The following is a 19,653-nucleotide window of genomic DNA, read 5'->3' as shown; positions in this document are numbered from 1 at the left end:
GAGATGGTCAGGCGAGCCAACGAAACGAATTTGTTGTTTTCCGGTTCTGACTGGAATTTCGAGAAATTATCGCGGGCTTTTGAAGAGATCGAGGCGATCGCGGTCGACGAGTTGTATCTCGATACTTACCCGGTCCAGATGGAGATAATCTCCTCCCAGCAGATGCTCGACGCCTACTCATCTATCGGCATGCCACTGATGTATCGGCATTGGTCGTTCGGCAAACATTTCCTTCACCAGGAGCTTCTTTACCGTAAGGGTGGTCGGGGGCTGGCCTATGAACTGGTCATCAACTCCAATCCCTGCATCGTCTACCTCATGGAGGAAAACACCATGGCGTTGCAGGCCCTTGTGACGGCCCACGCGGCGCTTGGCCACAATCATTTCTTCAAGAACAATCATCTGTTTCAGCAATGGACCGACGCCGGGGCAATCCTGGGTTATCTGGACTTCGCCAAGGGCTACATCGCCCGGTGCGAGGAGCGGCACGGCCTTGCAGCAGTGGAGGCCATTCTCGATTCCGCCCATGCGCTGATGGAACAAGGGGTGTTCCGCTACCACCGGCCGCCAAAGCTCTCGTCGGAGCGACAGCGCGAAGGGCTTCGCGAGCGCCTCGAATACGAAGAGCGCTCCTACAACGATCTGTGGCGCACGCTGCCGCCGTCGCAGAACAAAAACAAGTCCGGCAATGAGGATCAAGGGATGGCGGAGCGCAAGAGATCGCTCAACCTTCCCGAGGAAAACCTCCTTTATTTCCTCGAGAAGAACAGCCTGATCCTGGAACCCTGGCAGCGCGAGATCATCAGGATCGTCCGCGTCATCGCGCAATATTTCTACCCGCAGCGACAGACTCAAGTCATGAATGAAGGCTGCGCCACCTTCGTGCATTATACCCTCATGAACATGCTATTCGATCGTGGCCGGATCGGCGAAGGTGCCATGCTCGAAATCCTGCGCAACCATTCGAACGTGATCTTCCAGCCGGCCTTTGACGATCCCCGGTTTTCAGGCATCAATCCCTATGCCCTCGGCCTCGACATGATGCAGGACATACAGCGCATTTCGACCGAGCCGACGGCGGAGGACCGCGACTGGTTCCCGGACATTGCAGGACATGGCAACTGGCGCGAGGTCCTGCTTGAGGCCTGGGCCAACCACCGCGACGAATCCTTTATCCGCCAGTACCTCAGCCCGAGCTTGATCCGAAAATGGCGGTTCTTCGTGCTTGGCGATGGAGCCGACAAACTGCATTTCGAAGTCGCGTCGATCCACAACGAACGTGGCTATCACAAGATACGCGCCCAGCTAGCCCACAGTTACGACCTTGGAGCGAATCGGCCGGACATCCAGGTGATTGATGTCGACCTGCTCGGCGACCGGCAGTTGCGGCTGCAACACAGGGTAAAGGATGGTGTTGTGCTCGAAGGGGCCAGCCGTGACGCGACGCTGCGCCATGTCCGCAGCCTCTGGGGCTACGAGGTCAGCCTGGTCGCAGTTGACGCTCAAACCGGTGCGACCATCCACGAACGGTCTACGAGCCAGATCGCGGCATAAGCTCGGCAAAGAGCGTCATGTGGCGGGCCTGCTCGGTACCTTTAAGATTCGCCCGCCGGCCTGATCCTGATTCTGGCGATCCGGTTTTTGTCGCGCTTCATCACCACGAAGCGCTTGCCGTGGAAGGTGAAAGCCTGCTTTTCCTCGGGGATCGACTGCGTCTCGTGGATGACCAGGCCGGCAATGGTGGTCGCTTCCTCGTCAGGCAGGTTCCAGTCGAGCGCCCGGTTGAGATCGCGGATCGGCACGGTGCCGTCGACGACCACGGAACCGTCCGCCTCCTGCTTGACGCCCTGAATGTCGACATCGTGCTCGTCGGCGATCTCGCCAACGATCTCCTCGATAATGTCCTCCAGCGTCACCAGCCCTTCGACCTCGCCATATTCGTCGACGACGATAGCGAAATGCGCCTTGGCACGCAGGAAGGCGTTGAGCTGTTCCTGCAGCGTGGTGGTGTCGGGCACGAACCAAGGCTTCGACGCGATCTTCATCACGTCGATCCGGGAAAAGTCGTTGCCGACCTCGTTCAGCGCTCGCAGCAGGTCCTTGGCGTGCAGCACGCCGACAATGTTGTCGAGAGAGCCTTTCCACAACGGCATGCGGGTGTGCGGGCTCTGCAGGATCTCGCGCACCACGGCTTCCGGCCCATTGTCGGCATTGACCGAGCGCATATTGGTGCGGTGGACCATGATGTCGGAGACTTCGAGCTCGGCGAGATCGAACAGCCCGCCGACACGGTCGCGGTCCTCACGCACCATCTGGCCGTCGCGGCGGAAATCGTCGACCGCGCCGCGCAACTCGTCCTGGGTCGAGCGCTGCGGCTCGATGCGCGACAACTCATAGCCGAACATGGCAAGCAGGCGCGTGCGCACGGCCAGGACAAGCAGGATGAGGATGGCAAGGACGGCGACGACGGTCCAGCCGGGCTCGTTGATCATCGCGGCCGGCCTTCCTGGCCCGGGTGGTTTTCGCTGAGGAACGAAAGCACTTCCGACGCCGGTACATCCTTGGCAATAAAAGCCTGGCCAACGCCGCGCGTCAGGATGAAGGTCAGCGCGCCGCGCGACACTTTCTTGTCCTGGGTGATGAAGCCAAGAAGCGCCTCGGCATCGGGCAACTCACCAGGGATGTCGGCCATCCGCCAGGGTAGACCGACGGCGCGAAGATGCGCCTCGACCCGCGCCGCGTCGTCCGGGCTGGCCAGATTGAGCCTTGCGGAAAAGCGGTGCGCCAGCGCCATGCCGATGGCGACGCCTTCGCCATGGACGAGGCGGGCGCCGTCATACTGTGTGGCGCCTTCCAGCGCATGGCCGAACGTGTGGCCAAGATTGAGCAGTGCGCGGTCGCCGGTTTCGAACTCGTCGCGGGCGACGACATCGGCCTTGGCGCGGCACGCCTCGGCGATGGCCTCGGCCCGCTCCGGTCCGCCAGCGAACACCTTTTCCCAGTTCGCTTCCAGCCAGGCGAAAAACGCCGGTCGGTCGATCAACCCGTATTTGGCAAGCTCGGCATAGCCGGCGCGAAATTCGCGGATCGGCAGCGTGTCGAGCACTTCGGTATCGGCCAGCACCAGTTTCGGCTGGTGGAAGACACCGACCAGATTCTTGCCGCGCGGACTGTTGATGCCGGTTTTGCCACCGACCGAGGAATCGACCTGCGCCAGCAGCGAGGTTGGAATCTGGACGAAATTCATGCCGCGGCGCACGATGCCGGCGGCAAAGCCGGTGAGGTCGCCGATGACGCCACCGCCGAGCGCAATGACGACATCGCCGCGCTCCAGCTTGGCGGCGAGCACGCCGTCGACCACCTCTTCGAGATGGGCAAAGCTCTTGGTCTTTTCGCCGGCCGGCAAAGTGATGACGGCAGGCTGGATGCCGCGTGTTTCCAGACCGGCCTTCAGCGCGTCGAGATGTGCCGCCGCGACATTGTCGTCGGTGACCACCGCCGCCCTCGTGCCGGGCAGGCGGCGCGAAATCTCGGCGCCGGCGCGCGCCAAAAGGCCGGGGCCGATCAGGATGTCATAGGCGCGCTCGCCAAGGCCGACCTCGACAGTGACCGGTTCGCTCACAGCCGCACCTCGCCCGGCGCAGTCGGAGCCGGAATGCCGAAATGCCCGCACAGCGCGTCGACAACCTCGGTCGCAATGACCTCCTTGCGGTCGTCGCGTGTCGGCACGGTGATGTTGGACGTGGCATAGACCGGGTAGCGCTCGCCCATCAGCCGCTCGAGCACGGCGCGCGGATCGGCGCTTTTGAGCAACGGCCGGTTCTGCTTCTTGGACACGCGTTCCATCAACAGGTCGATCTCGGCCTTCAGCCACACCGACACGCCATGCCCGGCGATCGCTTCCCGCGTCTGCGCATTCATGAACGCGCCGCCGCCGGTCGACAGCACCTGCGGCCCACTCTCCAGCACGCGCAGGATGACGCGCTGCTCCAATGCCCGGAATTCGGTCTCGCCATAGCGTTCGAACAGTTCCGGCACCGTCATGCGCGACACGGTTTCGATCTCCTGGTCGCTGTCGACGAAGGGCAGCGACAGCATCGTCGCCACCTTGCGGCCGATCGCCGTCTTGCCGGCGCCCATCAGGCCGACAAAGACGATCGAGCGGCTTCCCAGCCTGTCGAGCAGCGCGGCATGGCTATCGCCGGGAGGATTTGCTGGTAACGCGTTCATGAGACCATGCTGTTTCTAAGCCGTCTTTGCCGGCGTATCGACATCAAAAGCCCGTTTGCGTCAAGCATAGCGCCTTTCGCACGCAGAGCCCTTCGTCCTTGAATTGACGGAATTAGCGTCCCATAAGGACACGGGCTTGGAATCGCAGAGCAAGAAGACGGGCGAAGATTGATGCCGACACTGTTCCGCTTTGTCGTGACGATGATGATTCTTGCCGGCATTGCCTATGGTACGATGGTGGCGTTGGCGATGTTCGTCGAGCCGAAAAAAGCCGAAATCACCGTGCGCATTCCACCGGAAAAGCTGAACCCCAAGAAAAACTGACCCAAAACTGACCCCTGGAACATGAACAGCGCGGCTCGCATCGAAGCCTTTCTCGAGATGATGAGCGCCGAACGCGGTGCCGCTGCAAACACGCTGTCTTCCTACCGCCGTGATCTCGAAGACGCTTCGCAGCAGATTGCCGGCGGGCTTGCCGCTGCCGCCGCAGCCGACATCCGCGCCTATCTCGACGATATCGCGGCGCGCGGCTTTGCGTCGACGTCGCAGGCGCGCAAACTGTCGGCGATCCGCCAGTTCTTCAAGTTTCTCTACGCCGAGGGCTTGCGCGGCGACGACCCGACCGGCACGCTGGACAGTCCGAAAAAAGGCCGGCCGCTGCCCAAGACGATGAGCGAGGCCGATACCGGTCGGCTGCTCGACCGTGCGGCGCTTGAGACAGGCGATGGCGTCAATGGCGACCGGGTGGCGGCACTGCGCCTGCATGCTTTGGTCGAGGTGCTCTATGCCACCGGGTTGCGCGTCTCCGAACTTGTCGGCCTGCCGGTGACCGTCGCCCAGCGCGACGACCGCTTCTTCATGGTGCGCGGCAAGGGCGACAAGGAGCGCATGGTGCCGCTGTCGGCCAAGGCCCGCATGGCGATGCGGGCATGGCTCACGGCCCGGGCGTCGGTGCCGGCTTTCGCCGACAGCCCGTTTCTGTTCCCGGCCGCCGGCGACAGCGGCTTTCTCTCCCGGCAGGTCTTTGCCCGCGATCTCAAAGGCCTTGCCGCGCGAGCCGGCATATCGGCGGCGAAAATATCGCCGCATGTGCTGCGCCATGCTTTTGCCAGCCATCTCCTGCAGAACGGCGCCGATCTCAGGGCGGTGCAGCAGCTGCTCGGCCACGCCGATATCTCGACCACGCAGATTTACACGCATGTGCTGGAAGAGCGGCTGGTGCGTCTGGTCAACGATCATCATCCGCTTGCCGACTAGGCCTCATATCGCTATGTGAGGGCAACGTGCCCGCGCGGAGCCTACGTCTGCGCGATGTTTGCCTTCCGACGCATCGGTCCGCTCAAGAATGTACAATTACCTCGATTTCGAAAAGCCGGTGCAGGACCTTGAACTCAAGATCCTCGAGCTGAAGAAGCTTGCCGAGAATGGCGAGGCGGTCGATGTCGGCGACGAAATCAGCCGGCTCGAGAAGCGCGTGCGCGACGCGCTGCGCGACATCTACAAGGCGCTGACGCCGTGGCAGAAGGTGCAGGTCGCGCGCCACACCGACAGGCCGCATTGCCTCGACTACATCAAGGGCCTGTTCAGCGATTTCACGCCGCTCGCCGGCGACCGCAATTTCGGCGAGGACCAGGCGATCATCGGCGGCTTCGCTCGCTTCCGCGGCGAACCGGTGGCCGTCATCGGCCAGGAAAAGGGCTCCGACACGGCGAGCCGGCTCAAGCACAATTTCGGCTCGGTGCGTCCTGAAGGCTACCGCAAGGCCGTGCGGCTGATGGAACTTGCCGACCGCTTCCGGATTCCACTTCTGACGCTGGTCGACACCGCCGGCGCCTACCCCGGCGTTGGCGCCGAGGAACGCGGCCAGGCTGAAGCCATCGCCCGCTCAACCTCGGCCTGCCTCGGCCTCAAAGTGCCATCGATTTCGGTCGTCATCGGCGAAGGCGGTTCGGGCGGCGCCATCGCGATCGCCACCGCCAACCGCGTCTACATGCTGGAACACGCCATCTATTCGGTGATCTCGCCGGAAGGCGCTGCCTCGATCCTGTGGCGCGACACGACGCGCTCGAAAGATGCGGCGACCAACATGAAGATCACCGCCCAGGACCTTCTGGAAATGAAGATCATCGACGCCATCATTGCCGAGCCGCTCGGCGGCGCCCAGCGCGCGCCCGAAACGGTGATCGCCGCCACCGGCGACCTCATCGCCAAGACGATGAAGGATTTTGCCGGCGCCAACACCGATTTTCGCGAACAGCGCCGCGAAAAATACCTGGCGATGGGCCGCAGCCTCTGATTTTGGCCGGCAGCGCACCGCAATGTGGCGTCAAGGAGCAATTTCGCCACAAAAATGCCGCCGCATTCGGCTCAATAAAAAATCCGTGACACCGGGCGAATTGCCGTGGGGGCGCTGTCCGACGCTTGCGGTAAGGAATTTTCAAGGTTAACGGGCTTAGGGTCCGTCAGTGTTCAGCATGCAGGCCCGGGCGCTATCCGGCCGTGACGCGAGAAAAAGACATAGCCGTATCCATGTTTACCAAGCTTGCCCGCACCGCACTTCTGATCGCCGCGCTTGGCGTTGCCGGCTGCAACGATTCCTCGATGAAGAATTTTGCGCCGGAAGCCAGCAAGCCGCTGCCGGACAAGATCCTGGCCGACATGAAAGCCAAGGGCATGATCCGCACCTCGTCGGTGATGGCTCGCATCTTCAAGGAAGAAGGCAAGCTCGAAATCTGGAAGGCCAAGACCACCGGCCGCTACGAGATGGTCGCCAGCTACGACATCTGCAAATGGTCGGGCAAGCTCGGCCCAAAATACACCGAGGGCGACCGCCAGGCGCCGGAAGGTTTCTATACGGTCCGCCCGTCGCAGATGAATCCGCGCTCGAACTATCACCTGTCCTTCAACATCGGCTATCCCAACGCCTATGACCGTGCCAATGGCCGCACCGGCGCCAATCTGATGGTGCACGGCGCCTGCTCGTCGTCGGGCTGTTATTCGATGACCGACCCGCAGATCGAGCAGATCTACGCTTTTGGTCGCGATGCCTTCCAGGGCGGCCAGACCGAGTTCCAGATCCAGGCCTTCCCGTTCCGCATGACCGCCGCCAACATGGCGCGCTACCGCAACGACCCGAACTATGAGTTCTGGAAGATGCTGAAGGTCGGTTACGACAATTTCGAGATCACCAAGGTGCCACCGAAGGTCGATGTCTGCGACAAGCGCTATGTCTTCAACCAGGTGGCGCCTGAGGGCACGACATTCGATCCGACTGGCGCATGCCCCGCGACCACGCAGCCCGATTCGCTGAAGAGCGCACTCAACGCCTATCAAAGCAGCTATGACGCGGCCTTCACCGGCGCGGTCAAGGCCAGCGTGCCGGCGCCCAAGCCAACCATTGCCGGCATCAAGGAAGCCGCCATCGTTTCAGACTGGTCGAAGCGCCGCGCCCGGGGCGAGCGCGTGCCGATCGAACCGCCGTCGCTGAATTCCGACGGCACGCTGACCGAGACGGCGCGCATGGGCCGCATCGATTCGCCCGCCGGCCGCAAGATGGCGGCGCTGGACGCAGAGAAGGAAGCCAAGCGCAAGGCCGAGGAACAGCGGGTTGCTGCCATCGAGGCTGCGAAAGCCGCCAAGGCCCAGGCACTGGCTGAAAAGCAAGCCGCAAAGGCCCAAGCGCTGGCCGAAAAGGAAGCAGCCAAGCAGGCCCCCCAGCAGCCGGTCGCCACTGCGAGCGTCGAGGCGGCGCCTGCAGAACCGCCGGCGGACGAAAGCCGGATGTCGAAGATCAAGAACAAGCTGCTAGGCATGTTCGGCGGCTGAGGTTTTTCGCCTTGCCGATGCATGTCGCCCAAAAGTGCGCAGCGGTTTTGGGACAAAGACATGCATGAAGACAAACAAACAAATCACACCGCGATCTATGACCTCAAGGGCCTGAACTGCCCCCTGCCCGTTCTCAAGGCGAAAAAACGCCTGGCGGCAATGCAGCCGGGCAGCCGGCTTTGGCTGGAGACCACCGACCCGCTGGCGGTCATCGACATCCCCGCCTTTTGCGCCGACGCTGGCCACCAGCTTGTTGAAACATCAGCCGTCAGCGGCGGCCACCGCTTCCTGGTCGAACGCGGCGCATAGCGAGCCTGACAATCAGCCCCCGGCTATCGCCAGCGGATTGCTCTCCAGCGCCGCGCGATCCGGCGTGTCGATCGACGGCCGGTTGGTGAAGGCGGAAAACAGCCGGCGCACATAATCTTCCGGCATATCGAGCGTGATCAGCACCAGCCTGGTGCCGCGTTGGCCGTCCGGCCAGGCCAGCAGCCGCGCCGGCGGATGCAGGATCTTCTGCACCCCGTGGACGACAAGCGGCCGCGACGGGTCCTCCGCAAGCTCGATGACGCCCTTCATCCGCAAAAGCTTGTCGCCATGCGCAGAACGCAGCAGGTCGAGGAACATCTCGATCGCCGAAAACGGCACCGGGCCGTCATGGACCAGCGAGTAGGAGCGCACGCGGGAATCGTGGCGGTGGTGGTGCTCATGTTCGCCGTGATCATGATGATGGTGGTGCTCATGGGCGGCTTCTTCGCCGAGCCAGCGCCGGACATCGGCGGATTTGGTCGCCGCATTGTAGAGGCCGCAATCGAACAGCGCCGTGACGCCGGTTCGGCCGTCGCCGGCCTCCAGCACCACGGCGCCTGGATTGAGCTGATGGAGTCGCGTTCGCAAAGCATCGACGTCGCCGGGATCGCTGGCCAGATCGACCTTGGTCAGCACGATGCGATCGGCGACCGCCACCTGCTTGACCGCCTCGACATGGCCGTCGAGCGTCGCATTGCCGTTGACCGCGTCGACCAGCGTGATGACGCCATCAAGTCGGAAGGCCTGCACAAGGGCGGGATGCGCCATGATCGACTGCAGCACCGGCGCCGGATCGGCGAGCCCGGTGGTTTCGACGACGACGCGGGCAAGGCGGGCGATACGGCCGGTCTGCAGCCGGTCGACGAGGTCAGCCAGCGTATCGACCAGTTCGCCGCGCACCGTGCAGCACAGACAGCCGTCGGACAACTGGATGATGCCGTCCGAGGCCTGCTCGACCAGCAGGTGGTCGATCGCCACCTCACCGAATTCGTTGATGATGACGGCCGTGTCGACCAGTGCCGGATCTTTGAGCAGCCGGTTGAGCAATGTCGTCTTGCCGGCGCCGAGGAAGCCGGTGACCACCGTGACGGGTATCGGAAAGCCAGCCATCGCCTAGTTCGCGGCTTTGACCAGCTGGTCGCCCTGCACCGCGGTTGCCTGGCCCACCACGGCCGGTTCGGCGCCCTTTGGCGCCGGAATGTCTGGCCGCCAGCTCGGCAGCGGCACATCGGCGTATTCCTGGCCGCCCTGGTCGAGCATCGCCTTCGGCGCCGGCCCGGTGGCGCCGCCGAGGCCCACGGCAACCAGCGTCGGCACGTGGTCGAGCTTTTCCTGATAGGGCGATTTCGGCACGTCGGCACCCTTCGCGGCCACCGGCGGAGCCGCCTCGGACTGCTCGTGCGGCGCCTTCTTCCTGCAGATCTCATCATGCATGTCGTTGGGTGACATTGTATCGCCATAGGAAGGCATGGCCGCGACCGTGAGCCAGTTCGGGTCGGGCGTGGCAAAGCCCTGGTCGAGCAGCCTGGCGGCGGTCTCGGCACGGCTGATCGCCGATTTTTCGCCGAGCACGACCGCGACCAGCGTGCGGCCATTGCGTGTCGCCGAGCCGATCATGTTGAAGCCCGAGGGACAGACGAACCCGGTTTTCATGCCGTCGGCGCCGGGATAGCGCCCGATCAAGAGATTGTAGTTTGAGATCGCCTTCTTGCCGACGGCAAGGCCTTCGATCGAGAACCAGGGGGCGTATTGCGGGAATTCCTTGCGGATCGCCATCACCAGCAGGGCAAGATCGCGCGCCGTCGTGTACTGCTCCGGCGAAAACAGGCCGTTCGGATTGACGAAATGCGTTCCGGTCATGCCAAGCCGCGCCGCCTCCGCATTCATGCGAACGGCGAATCCGGCCTGCGAGCCGCCTATGTTTTCGCCGATGGCCATGGCGATATCGTTGGCCGATTTGACCAGCATCATCTTCAACGCATTGTCGAGCCGCATCACCGAGCCCGGCTTGAAGCCCATCTTGCTCGGCGGTTCGCCCGCCGAATGCTTGGTCACCTTGATCGGTGAATCGAGCTGGACCTCGCCGGCGGCAATCGCCCGGAAGGTGACATAGGCGGTCATCAGCTTGCTCAGCGAAGCGGGATACCAGCGCTTGAAGGCGTCCTGGTGCTGCAGAACCTTGCCGCTGTTGAGGTCGAACAGGATCACCGGATTGGCCAAAGCTGGCCCAGCCAGCATAGGTAGCGCCAAGCCGCCCGTTAGCAGTAATTTGAGGATATGGCTGTGCCGCATCATGGAATCCGAAATCGCCTCTTGCCGTAGTCGCCCCTGGCTCCGTAAGATTTCGTTACGCGATGGCCAGCATGACCTGATCCGGCCCTCAATTTCCGGATCACATTGTCTGGGGTGCTATTTACCCTATGTGACGCCAAGATGGCAAAGTGCCAAGATGGCAACAAGCATGGCAATCACAATTGCAATCAAGCAGGCCAGATCGTCTGCTCCAACAGCGAGATGGAACCATTATGCCGATTCTCAACCGCGCCGCCGAGATGCAGGATGAAGTTGCCGGCTGGCGACGCCATCTGCACCAGACGCCAGAACTGAATTTCGATGTCTTCAAGACCGCCGCCTTCGTCACCGAGAAGCTGAAGGAATTCGGCTGCGACGACGTGGTGACGGGCCTCGGCAAGACCGGCGTCGTCGGCATCATCCATGGCCGCAAGGGGCAAGGCGCGACCATCGGCTTGCGCGCCGACATGGACGCGCTGCCGATCAACGAGATCACCGGCAAGCCCTATGCCTCGACCATTCCTGGCAAAATGCATGCCTGCGGCCATGACGGCCATACGGCGATGCTTTTGGGCGCCGCCAAATATCTGACCGAAACGCGCAATTTCGCCGGCTCGGTCGCGGTCATCTTCCAGCCGGCGGAAGAGGGCGGCGGCGGCGGCAACGAGATGGTCAAGGACGGCATGATGGAGCGTTTCGATATTTCGCGCGTCTTTGGCATGCACAACATGCCGGGCCTGCCGGTGGGCCAGTTCGCCATCCGGCCGGGCCCGATCATGGCGGCGACCGCCGAGTTCACCATCACCGTGAAGGGCCGCGGCGGCCATGCGGCGATGCCGCACGGCACGATCGACCCGATCGTCATCACCAGCCAGTTGGTCGGCGCCCTTCAGACGGTCGCTTCGCGCAGCACCGATCCGGTCGAGGCGGTGGTGGTTTCGGTGACGAAGTTCCACGCCGGCGACGCCTACAACGTCATTCCCGAGACCGCCGAGATTGCCGGCACGGTGCGCACACTGAAGAAAGAGATCGCCAAGAAGTCGGAAGAGCGCATCCGCACCATCTGCGAAGGAATAGCCACCGCCTTCGGCGCGACGATCACTGTCGACTATGACGCCAACTATCCCGTGACCTTCAATCATCCGGAAGAAACGGTCTTTGCCGGCGATGTCGCGGCACATGTCGCCGGCGACACCCAGGTCCACCGCGCCATCCAGCCGGTCATGGGCGGCGAAGACTTCTCCTACATGCTGGAAGCCCGACCTGGCGCCTTCATCTTCATCGGCAATGGCGAGACCGCCGGCCTCCATCATCCGGCCTACGACTTCAACGACGAAGTCATACCGCACGGCATGAGCTACTGGGTGAAACTGGCCGAAACGGCGCTGGCAGCCTGACCTGCCCCGACGAAAGGCCGGCCGATTAGCCTTCGGCCGGCCTCTTCATTGCCTTCGGCGAGCCTCTTGGCGAAACGATCGGAAGCGGCTATGTGTCGGGCCGCGTGGTCCCGTAGCTCAGTAGGATAGAGCGGCAGATTCCTAATCTGTAGGTCACAGGTTCGATTCCTGTCGGGATCACCAAACAAAATCAAGGCGTTGGTGGAATGAAGCTCGCAAGGCAATCTCCCGTGGGGGCGCCGCTGGGGACGCGAGACGCCGCGAGCGTGCTTAAGCTGCCCGTCGTAGTCCCCGTCGCACGTCCTCGACGTACCACTGCAGCGCCTGCCATGGGTCATCTTCGAGCAGCCTCACCGCCTCCGCGTAGGCCTCGCCTTCGCCAAAGTCCTCCTTGAGGCTTTCAATGTGTCCCTTCATCCACTCGGCCACGGCGGTTTCAAGGATGCTGTAGTCAATGCGCATTTGGTGTCTCGCTCCTGTTGCCGCCTCGCCCGCTGGCGTGACTGGCCATCGGATAGCGGGCAGCCGCCAACTCGTCAAATCAAATAAATTCAATGCGTTAGCGGAACTGTTCCCTTGGCGGAACCATCCCGCGAGCGGGTCGATCTATTGCCCTCGTTTCCAACTTCCAGCATTCTGCGCCAAACCGGGAGGGATGGATGCGTTCCATGTTCATAGCCGCGCTCGGCTTGGCGCTTGTCGGGTGCAACAACACGACGTCGTCAGGGCAGTGGCGCGAGTTTCAGGCCACAACAAAAGACAGCCGTTTCGAGAGGGCCAAGGCAATTTGCAATGGTCGCGCGGGCGAAACGCAGGTGATGGCGGGACGGCTCTGGATTGCCGGGGCGATGGCATCGAACAGCACATTCAAAGCCTGCATGGCGGAACACGGGTTCGTGCAGTGAAAAGCCCCGCCCCCGACACACCTCTTGGGGCGATGCATCGGGGTCAGGTTCACCCAGTCAGGCTGGGGTTGGTTTGATCAGGGGATAAAAAGTACCCCCAGCCGGATTAGAGCCCATGCGCCTTCCGGGCCTCCGCTATGGTCTTGGCGTGATCATGGAAGACATGCCATTCGCCCTTGGCCGCAGCCCTGCGCAGCGCCGGGTAGTCGGCCTCGTCGACATGCTCGAAGTACGTCGCCAGCGTCAGCCCATGCTGCCGAAGGACATTCCGGTCCAAATGCTGAGAGAACGCAGTCTCGACCACAGCCGCTTCCACCGGGTCGATCCCGTACGCTTCGCCGATAAGGATTTCTCCGGTCTCGACATAAGCGTCCACGATGAATTGCTGCTGGGCGTCGCTGTGGGTGTCCCTGAAGCGGTCAAGGCTCTGGTCGGCCATACGAACAAACTCGGCATGTTGCTTCTCTTCCTTCTCCTCGGCTGTCAGTTCCTCAGTGTCGTTGGTCTCGTCATTCTTCTCATCCACGGTAGGCAACGGAGCGGCATCAACCGCCCCGTCACTCTCGGCCCCCGTGGTTACCTGAAAGAATAGCCGTAGGGCACCAAAGCCGCGTTCACAGCCGCGACGTAATCGCCCTGGCTGATCTCCCCTCGTGCCGCCATGTCCTTCGCTTGCTGGGCTCCCAACTGGATGCCACCAACGGTCACCGCAAGCTGATCTACAAGGGCCTGCGGAGCCGAGCCGTTCATCGGCTTAGCCGCTGCTATCTGGGCTTTCTGGCCTTCGGTCAGGGCCTGCCCGGTGTTGATGCCAAGGCGCTTAGCCTGAAGCTGTTGATTTGCCCGAAGGCCTGCTTCCGTTTGTGCCGCGATCTGTTCGTTGAAATCGGCCTCCCTGCGGTCCCTCTCGGCCTGCTCATGGTCGCGCCGCATCTGATCCACCCGGTCTTCAAGGGCCTGTCGCTCTCGTGCTTCCTGAGCGCGGATGTCGGTCGTGCCCGTGGTGATGAGGCCGCTGGCCTTGTTGAAATCGTTCATGATGTTCGTTCCTTCAATTTGGTCATGGTTGATCGCCCCGGCGCGTCATTGCTCCGGGTGCGGGTAGGCTTGGTGGTGATAGTCGCGACCCCCACCAATCTGGCTGGTGGGTGTAGTGGTTAGCGCCTCGGAGAGAACCCGTAGGTCATCGCCTCAGGACGCTCAGGACGCTCGCTAAGGCCGGTTGGGGTAGTTGCTCCGGCTAGATCATAGCTGCCTCCGGCGACCCTTCCACGCGGCGCTGTGGGTCTCATAGACATCTCGGCAATACGCCGTGCGACTGCCACAGCCTCAAGCTCGGGGTAGCCATAGATTTCAAAGCATCGTTCAGCAGCCGTGTTGAAGCTCTGGGTCCATTCGATGCCTATCCCCGGCAATCTCCGGTCTAGCTGCGAGATGTTCCCCCAGTCGTCCGCTTTGATCCACTCGATTAAGGCAAGGGCAGCCTCTCGCGTGGGGTAGGTCGCGACCCAATCCCGCCGCCTGATGTCGTCAAGGTTCAAAGCGAGCGTTCCTATCGTTGCGCCACCTGAGCGGCCCGTGCTTCACGATTAGGGGCAGATGGTCATGGAAGGTTTCCCCATGCTCGCTGCCCGCTGTAGACGCCTCCAGCATGTCGATAACGCTAGGCTCATTGTCCCGCGACGGATGCCGAACGGGCAGGCGGTTCAACCAGTCTAGGGCGTCCAGTTCGACATGCCCGCGAAGGCCAGCCTTGACTGCCCCTTTGCCGGCCAGCCGCTTCAGCTCCATGTTCAGCATTGACCGGCTGGTGATGTACGCGCGGTCGATCCATTCGCCGGTCGACTGAACACCTCGCCTGCGGGTCCGCTTCATCTCGACCATCTGGACGATCCATTCGCGGTCGGTCTCGATAACGCGGATTGCCGGGGTGATCTGGCGGGTTGTCTCAGCCATTGGCTGCCTCCTTGACCAGACGCGCGGCCTCTCGCTTCATCCTCCGCACCTCGGCAACCTGGGCCTTGTTGCGGTGATACCATTCCCGGCTGATTTCCTTGGCGCGAGCCGGGTTCGCTGCTCGCCATTCTCGACCGTGTATCCGCCATGCAATGCGGTCGGCCTCAGTCGACATGATAGGGGTCGGCTCCTGTGGTCATGTTCATCGGTTGTGATCCTTTCGGGTGAGGTGTTCGTGGTGACATTCGAGCTTCCCTTAAAGGGACGCCTCTGGTTGACGTGGAAGGGTGAAGACCTGTGGAGGGGAGACCATCGGTCATCCAAGCCTCGGGTGGCCAGACTTCACGGGTCCTTTGGGTTCCTTCTGGCTATGACCTTGGAACAAGGGAAATCCAGAGAGTAGACCAAAGCTGTGAGTGAAGTTGTGCTGATGGTGATCAGATACTCAGGAGACACATTCCATGGTCTTCGGAGCGAAGCGACCAAGGTACAACTCAGAATAAGGGGTATCTCTAGGGCATCTCTGTTACAGAGGGCTTCTAGAAGAGTGTCTTATGTCCCTGAGCAACTCAGGAGAACCTTGGTGTCATCTTCGGATAAGCCTATCGTCGATAGGAACCCCGAAGTGCTGACCAAGGTAACACCCGAAGGGGAAGTCCCCTGAGGGGAGTTATGCCTATATGCGGTAGTCAACCACTTATGCCGATGTTATCATTGCAAAAACTCGTTTCAACGCCTTCATAACTTCCGGGTTCGTTTCGGTTTGAACAATCTACTGGTATCCCGCTTTCGTGCCGTGACCTGGGCCTTGATTGCAGCGACATGCTTTGACACCGCCTGCTTGGAGATGCCGAGCAGCGCCGCCACCTCGGATTGAGGCCATCCATCCACGACGTAGAAGGCAACCTTCTCGCGGGTGCTGGTCCCGATGCCCTCTGCTGTCCACGGGTCGAAGCCGAGAAGGTCGGCGACAATGGGAGCGCCAGTCGCCTTCAGGTATGCCCAGACATCGAACGGAGCGCGCCCACGCTTGGTTACCTCATACCGCTGCACACGGCCCCGCCTAGCGATCCCCCTGCGTTCAGTTTCCAAAGCCTCACAGGGTTGGGACAGGTGGGACCGGACGGCACGGTCGGTGATCCCCAGCACCCTCGCTGAGGCGGGCTGCGAGAAGCCCTCAGCGCGTAGGACGAGGGCGGCCTTATGGTTGAACTCTGGGGTGCGTTCAGTGTCCTTGCGGATGGCCTCTTGGTAGCGTTGGGTTGTCCACCGGGGGCCTTTCCTTTGAAATGCCTCAACCTCGGCAGTCCAGTGATCCGAGGTCTCGGAGAAATCCGCCTCGACGGGACGGAAGACAGTCATGTTGGTTCCTTTCGTGGTGCTTCATACAAAACAATTGACGGGTGATTTCATACAAAACAATTGACGGGTGATTTCATACAAAATCGGAGGACAGATAGAGGGACACACGCGCCTCACCAAAGCTGCCCCGCCAAGCGCCACATCCTGTCTCCCGGAATGAGCGAAACAGGGCAACAGGCGGTCGCAACAGGGGAGAACTGCACGGGGCAGCTTGGGTGAGGAGTGTTGGGTAGTGCTAGTGGTGTGGCTAAGCGCCCTTAGTAGTCCTAGTGGAGGGGTTATGGCCCCTCGTAGTGCTAGTGGGCCACCTATTCAGCGGTCGCCTAACGTGAGCCCTTGGTAGTGCTAGTGGAAGGGGTATCGCCCTCCGCAGTGCTAGTGGTCACCTCAATTGCCTCCGTAGTCCTAGTGGGATGGCTATTCGGTGATGACCCCTGCCCAGTGCTAGTGGGGGCCTTATCGCCCCTGTAGTGCTAGTGGAGGCCTTAACCCGCAGTGAGGACCTTCTGGACCGCTGAGGGTGAACACGCGGCCTCCTTGGCGATCTGCCGCACAGACCGTCCCTCGGCTTTCAGGGCCTTGATCCGATCATGGTCGAGCGTCACGGGCCTGCCGGTCTTCCACGGCTCGCCTTGCGCCTCTGCCTTGGCCTTCGCCTTGGCGATGCCTTCCATCTGGCGTTCCTTGCGAAGCGCGGTCTCAAACTCTGCGATGCTGGCGAGGATGCCGAACACCAGCTTGCCTGTCCGTGTGGTCGTATCAAGCGAGGCGTCATCCAGCACCTTGAAACCAACACCCTTCTTGTCGAGCGTCTTGACGATCTGGTGGAGGTGCGCCGCCGATCTCGCCAGACGATCCACCTTGGTCACCACGAACACGTCACCCTCGCGGGCAAACTCAAGCGCCTTCTCAAGCTCAGGTCGCGTTTCGTCCAAGCCGGACCTCTTCTCGCTGAAGACCTTCTCAACACCGGCTGCTGTCAGCTTCTCAAGTTGGGTGTCGAGGTCCTGTCCGGTGGAACTGACGCGAGCGTATCCGATGAACATTTGTGCACTTTCCTCTAAGAGAGTTGGTGCACACCACTTAGTGGACGATTAGTGCACATGTCAAGGGGCGTGTTCACGAAGGTATAGGTTTGTGCACGGTGCACCTTCCTAACCTAGTGGTATGGTTTGTCTCGCCTGTGATGGCCTTCGGCAGCCCCTCCAGTCCTTGGGGCTCCGTGTGGTGGAACCGAAGGGGTATGGGGGGTCGTCGCGCGAGCCAGTTATCCGATCACCCGCGCAGATTTTTCCACCAAACATTCCGGCCCCTCCAAGGTGGTCAAGGACCTCTTTTGCGGAGCCGGGGGGATGCTGGTGGGTACGCTCAATGTTGCTGCTGGAGGTGTTCCGCCGTGGTCACGAAATAGTCACTGTTGTTCCGCTTGTCAGCCTGATTGTGTGATTTAAGTTCGTGAGATGGGAAACCGGAGCCGGCGTCCATAACCGGCTCCTGATCGAGGGTCCACACCCGATCTAAGTCCCATGATGGCGGCGCGTCGGTCACTAGCTCATGACGGTGGTCGGCGCGTCGTCGCACATTTTTATCCAAGCATCGATGTAGGGTCGAGGCAAGCCTGAGCAAGGTCAGGTTGACATCACGATTGAGTTGATCGACTGGCCAGTGTGACGCATTTCCTAGCGCCGTCATGTCAGCGACGTAAGGCATGGGATTTCTTAGGTATATCGTATCAGCACCCTGAAGCGCCTTCCGCGCTGCCGAAGTGCCCCCTGCGTCCCGACGTATTGGGCCTGCTCCCTATTCACTTGTAGCCGGCTGCCCCGTATTGTTGAGAAGGGCGGGGCAACCAAAATGGAGCCTGAGGACGATCTGAAGTCCCGTATCGAGGCTGCACTTGTTCGCGGCCACCACAGCCAATGGCAGCGCCAATTCCTCCTCGACATGCGTGACCGATTGGTGAATTACGGTCCCCGCACACGACTGAGCGCAAAGCAGTGGGCAAAGCTCTACGAGATCATCGGCCCCGCACCAGCAAGCACCTACGCGCCATCGCAATCGCGCCCGAACAAACCTCTATCGTCGCCGCGTTGGCGAACGCGCCGTTGGCGAAACCCACTCGCTCGCGAGGCCCGGTACTTGGCAGCCAGGTTCGTCAGAACGTTCGGGATCGTGCTGGCATTGGTCGTCGGGTCCCTGATCTATTCGTTCGTCGTCAAGGGCGAGCACGTCCCTTGGCCAAGCATGCCGTCATTCGCAAGGTCAGACGTAGCAGGCGACCGGGTGCCACTTGCCAGAACGCAGTTCACCATTACGGACGGCGATACCATTCGGCTCAATGGTGCTGCGAAGGGAACCCGGCTGGTCGGCTTCAACGCCCCCGAAAGCATCGAGCCAAGATGTGAGGTTGAAGCGGACCTTGGGCGTCGAGCCAAGGCGCGCCTCACGGAGCTGGTCGCTTCGGCGAAGCTCGAACTGGAAATGATCCCGTGTTCCTGCCCGCCGGGGACCGAGGGTACAAACCGCTGCAATCATGGGCGAAGCTGCGGTTCGCTATTCGCTAACGGGCAAGACGTGGGTGACGTGCTAATTTCTGAGGGGCTGGCTGTGCCGCTAATCTGCGGCGCAACAAGCTGCCCGCCGACACCTCGCCCTTGGTGCGCGTCGTAGCCTGGGACGGTGCAATCAGCCCCCCCTTTTGAGGCCTGAACCGAGATTTCTGATGAATGCCCGTCCTTTGTTGGTCAACGTCAGCGAACGCTTTCGGCGGTCGTTCCGGTCGAAGTCTATGCGGATCATCTCGTAGCCGCCCGTCATGTCCTTGTGGCCTTCGGCCCAGTAGTAGCAGTTGCGGGACGCAGTGCCTGACTGGAGGCCGACCCGTCTTTCGATGTCTTGAACGGAAATCTCCTTGTCGGCTTGTTCTGCCGCAGCGATCTCTAAGAGTGTCAGACCCGTCGAGACCTGCATCTTGGGGTCGAACTGGTTGAACCTCTGCAAAGCGTTCATCAACAGCCTGAGCGCCGCGAGGTCGTCAGCGGTCCCGGTCGCCGAGACGTTCTCCACCTCCATCTACTCGGCCTTTGTGGCTGTGTATTGCCTGCCCACGATGATGAGTGGCAATGCCATTGCGGACAGGACAGCACCGACCGCTCCGACGACGTAGAGCCAAGTCACATCGGGCGGCAGGCCGTCGAAGCCGTGTCTGGCCCCGGAAAGCCCCATAAACGCGAAGCCGACGATTGCAGGGCCGACGAGCATCAGGATCACTCCAAGGATGCCGGCCTCTGTCAGTTTCTGGGTGATGATGGTCCGCGTCATGTTGCCCGCCCCTGTTTCCGATGTTCGAGTGATTAGGCGAGGTCAACGACTGGTCA

Annotated in this window: 23 protein-coding genes and 1 tRNA gene; 9 read left to right on the top strand and 15 right to left on the bottom strand. The window is 61.6% G+C overall.

Annotated elements, in window-relative coordinates:
* Positions 1-3: 3 nt before the first annotated feature.
* Positions 4-1,554, top strand: a complete 1,551-nt coding sequence (locus NKI37_RS09435) for a SpoVR family protein (protein WP_352790761.1) — start codon at positions 4-6, stop codon at positions 1,552-1,554.
* Between the two features lie 41 nt (positions 1,555-1,595).
* On the opposite strand, the gene NKI37_RS09430 is transcribed toward NKI37_RS09435, so the two are convergent.
* The 3 genes from NKI37_RS09430 to NKI37_RS09420 are packed head-to-tail and all read right to left on the bottom strand — an operon-like array spanning position 1,596 to position 4,230.
* Positions 1,596-2,492, bottom strand: a complete 897-nt coding sequence (locus NKI37_RS09430) for an HlyC/CorC family transporter (RefSeq protein WP_023670669.1) — start codon at positions 2,490-2,492, stop codon at positions 1,596-1,598.
* Positions 2,489-3,622 (bottom strand): 3-dehydroquinate synthase, encoded by a 1,134-nt coding sequence (gene aroB, locus NKI37_RS09425; RefSeq protein WP_352790763.1) that lies wholly within the window; start codon positions 3,620-3,622, stop codon positions 2,489-2,491. Before aroB ends, NKI37_RS09430 begins: the two co-directional genes overlap by 4 nt.
* Entirely contained in the window at positions 3,619-4,230 is a 612-nt protein-coding gene (locus NKI37_RS09420; protein ID WP_023670667.1) for a shikimate kinase, read from the bottom strand. Before NKI37_RS09420 ends, aroB begins: the two co-directional genes overlap by 4 nt.
* A 171-nt stretch (positions 4,231-4,401) precedes the next feature.
* Here NKI37_RS09420 and NKI37_RS09415 point away from each other — a divergent pair, with 171 nt between their 5' ends.
* The 5 genes from NKI37_RS09415 to NKI37_RS09395 all read left to right on the top strand — a co-directional run bounded on the left by NKI37_RS09415 (position 4,402) and on the right by NKI37_RS09395 (position 8,364).
* Positions 4,402-4,554: a hypothetical protein gene (locus NKI37_RS09415; RefSeq protein ID WP_023670666.1), complete on the top strand. Its 153-nt coding sequence runs from the start codon at positions 4,402-4,404 to the stop codon at positions 4,552-4,554.
* Between the two features lie 21 nt (positions 4,555-4,575).
* Positions 4,576-5,487 (top strand): site-specific tyrosine recombinase XerD, encoded by a 912-nt coding sequence (locus NKI37_RS09410; RefSeq protein ID WP_286439652.1) that lies wholly within the window; start codon positions 4,576-4,578, stop codon positions 5,485-5,487.
* An 88-nt stretch (positions 5,488-5,575) separates the two neighbouring features.
* The gene (locus tag NKI37_RS09405) at positions 5,576-6,526 is read left to right on the top strand and encodes an acetyl-CoA carboxylase carboxyltransferase subunit alpha (RefSeq protein WP_352463189.1); all 951 of its coding nucleotides are present in this window, start codon (positions 5,576-5,578) and stop codon (positions 6,524-6,526) included.
* A gap of 233 nt (positions 6,527-6,759) precedes the next feature.
* Complete coding sequence (locus NKI37_RS09400; protein ID WP_352713599.1) at positions 6,760-8,055, top strand: L,D-transpeptidase family protein; 1,296 nt, start codon at positions 6,760-6,762, stop codon at positions 8,053-8,055.
* A gap of 60 nt (positions 8,056-8,115) precedes the next feature.
* Positions 8,116-8,364, top strand: coding sequence for a sulfurtransferase TusA family protein (locus tag NKI37_RS09395; RefSeq protein WP_027050749.1), 249 nt, complete (start codon positions 8,116-8,118; stop codon positions 8,362-8,364).
* Between the two features lie 12 nt (positions 8,365-8,376).
* On the opposite strand, the gene NKI37_RS09390 is transcribed toward NKI37_RS09395, so the two are convergent.
* Together NKI37_RS09390 and NKI37_RS09385 are read right to left on the bottom strand one after the other, a co-directional pair.
* Entirely contained in the window at positions 8,377-9,474 is a 1,098-nt protein-coding gene (locus tag NKI37_RS09390; RefSeq protein ID WP_023822508.1) for a CobW family GTP-binding protein, read from the bottom strand.
* Positions 9,475-9,477: 3 nt separating this feature from the next.
* Positions 9,478-10,656, bottom strand: a complete 1,179-nt coding sequence (locus NKI37_RS09385) for a D-alanyl-D-alanine carboxypeptidase family protein (RefSeq protein WP_023694057.1) — start codon at positions 10,654-10,656, stop codon at positions 9,478-9,480.
* Between the two features lie 233 nt (positions 10,657-10,889).
* Between NKI37_RS09385 and NKI37_RS09380 the strand changes: the two genes are divergently transcribed.
* Both NKI37_RS09380 and NKI37_RS09375 read left to right on the top strand, forming a co-directional pair.
* The gene (locus NKI37_RS09380; RefSeq protein ID WP_023699100.1) at positions 10,890-12,053 is read left to right on the top strand and encodes a M20 aminoacylase family protein; all 1,164 of its coding nucleotides are present in this window, start codon (positions 10,890-10,892) and stop codon (positions 12,051-12,053) included.
* Between the two features lie 106 nt (positions 12,054-12,159).
* Positions 12,160-12,236, top strand: a tRNA-Arg gene (locus NKI37_RS09375).
* An 87-nt stretch (positions 12,237-12,323) separates the two neighbouring features.
* Here NKI37_RS09375 and NKI37_RS09370 read toward each other — a convergent pair.
* Positions 12,324-12,515 (bottom strand): hypothetical protein, encoded by a 192-nt coding sequence (locus NKI37_RS09370; protein WP_352790766.1) that lies wholly within the window; start codon positions 12,513-12,515, stop codon positions 12,324-12,326.
* 197 nt (positions 12,516-12,712) lie between these two features.
* On the opposite strand from NKI37_RS09370, the gene NKI37_RS09365 reads away from it, so the two are divergent.
* On the top strand, positions 12,713-12,958 hold the full coding sequence (locus NKI37_RS09365) for a hypothetical protein (protein ID WP_352790767.1): 246 nt from the start codon (positions 12,713-12,715) through the stop codon (positions 12,956-12,958).
* 106 nt (positions 12,959-13,064) lie between these two features.
* Here the strand turns inward: NKI37_RS09365 and NKI37_RS09360 are convergent, their stop codons facing one another.
* The 9 genes from NKI37_RS09360 to NKI37_RS09320 all read right to left on the bottom strand — a co-directional run bounded on the left by NKI37_RS09360 (position 13,065) and on the right by NKI37_RS09320 (position 19,597).
* Positions 13,065-13,484, bottom strand: coding sequence for a hypothetical protein (locus NKI37_RS09360; protein ID WP_352790769.1), 420 nt, complete (start codon positions 13,482-13,484; stop codon positions 13,065-13,067).
* 50 nt (positions 13,485-13,534) lie between these two features.
* Positions 13,535-13,996 carry a hypothetical protein gene (locus NKI37_RS09355; RefSeq protein WP_352790771.1) on the bottom strand — a complete coding sequence of 154 codons (462 nt, stop codon included), beginning with the start codon at positions 13,994-13,996 and terminating at the stop codon, positions 13,535-13,537.
* Positions 13,997-14,488: 492 nt separating this feature from the next.
* Entirely contained in the window at positions 14,489-14,914 is a 426-nt protein-coding gene (locus NKI37_RS09350) for a hypothetical protein (protein ID WP_352790773.1), read from the bottom strand.
* Positions 14,907-15,089, bottom strand: coding sequence for a hypothetical protein (locus tag NKI37_RS09345; protein ID WP_352790775.1), 183 nt, complete (start codon positions 15,087-15,089; stop codon positions 14,907-14,909). Before NKI37_RS09345 ends, NKI37_RS09350 begins: the two co-directional genes overlap by 8 nt.
* A 563-nt stretch (positions 15,090-15,652) precedes the next feature.
* Positions 15,653-16,276 carry a hypothetical protein gene (locus NKI37_RS09340; RefSeq protein ID WP_352790777.1) on the bottom strand — a complete coding sequence of 208 codons (624 nt, stop codon included), beginning with the start codon at positions 16,274-16,276 and terminating at the stop codon, positions 15,653-15,655.
* Between the two features lie 485 nt (positions 16,277-16,761).
* Positions 16,762-17,322 (bottom strand): recombinase family protein, encoded by a 561-nt coding sequence (locus NKI37_RS09335; protein ID WP_352790779.1) that lies wholly within the window; start codon positions 17,320-17,322, stop codon positions 16,762-16,764.
* Positions 17,323-17,644: 322 nt separating this feature from the next.
* Positions 17,645-17,986 (bottom strand): hypothetical protein, encoded by a 342-nt coding sequence (locus tag NKI37_RS09330; protein ID WP_352790781.1) that lies wholly within the window; start codon positions 17,984-17,986, stop codon positions 17,645-17,647.
* Between the two features lie 975 nt (positions 17,987-18,961).
* Entirely contained in the window at positions 18,962-19,348 is a 387-nt protein-coding gene (locus tag NKI37_RS09325) for a hypothetical protein (RefSeq protein WP_352790783.1), read from the bottom strand.
* Positions 19,349-19,597: a hypothetical protein gene (locus NKI37_RS09320; protein ID WP_352790785.1), complete on the bottom strand. Its 249-nt coding sequence runs from the start codon at positions 19,595-19,597 to the stop codon at positions 19,349-19,351.
* Between the last annotated feature and the right edge of the window lie 56 nt (positions 19,598-19,653).

The sequence above is a fragment of the Mesorhizobium sp. M0626 genome (assembly GCF_040320665.1).
In the GTDB taxonomy this organism is placed as follows: Bacteria; Pseudomonadota; Alphaproteobacteria; order Rhizobiales; family Rhizobiaceae; genus Mesorhizobium.
The sequence above is the reverse complement of the archived record's forward strand: the minus strand, read 5'-3'. Positions and strand labels throughout refer to the sequence as shown.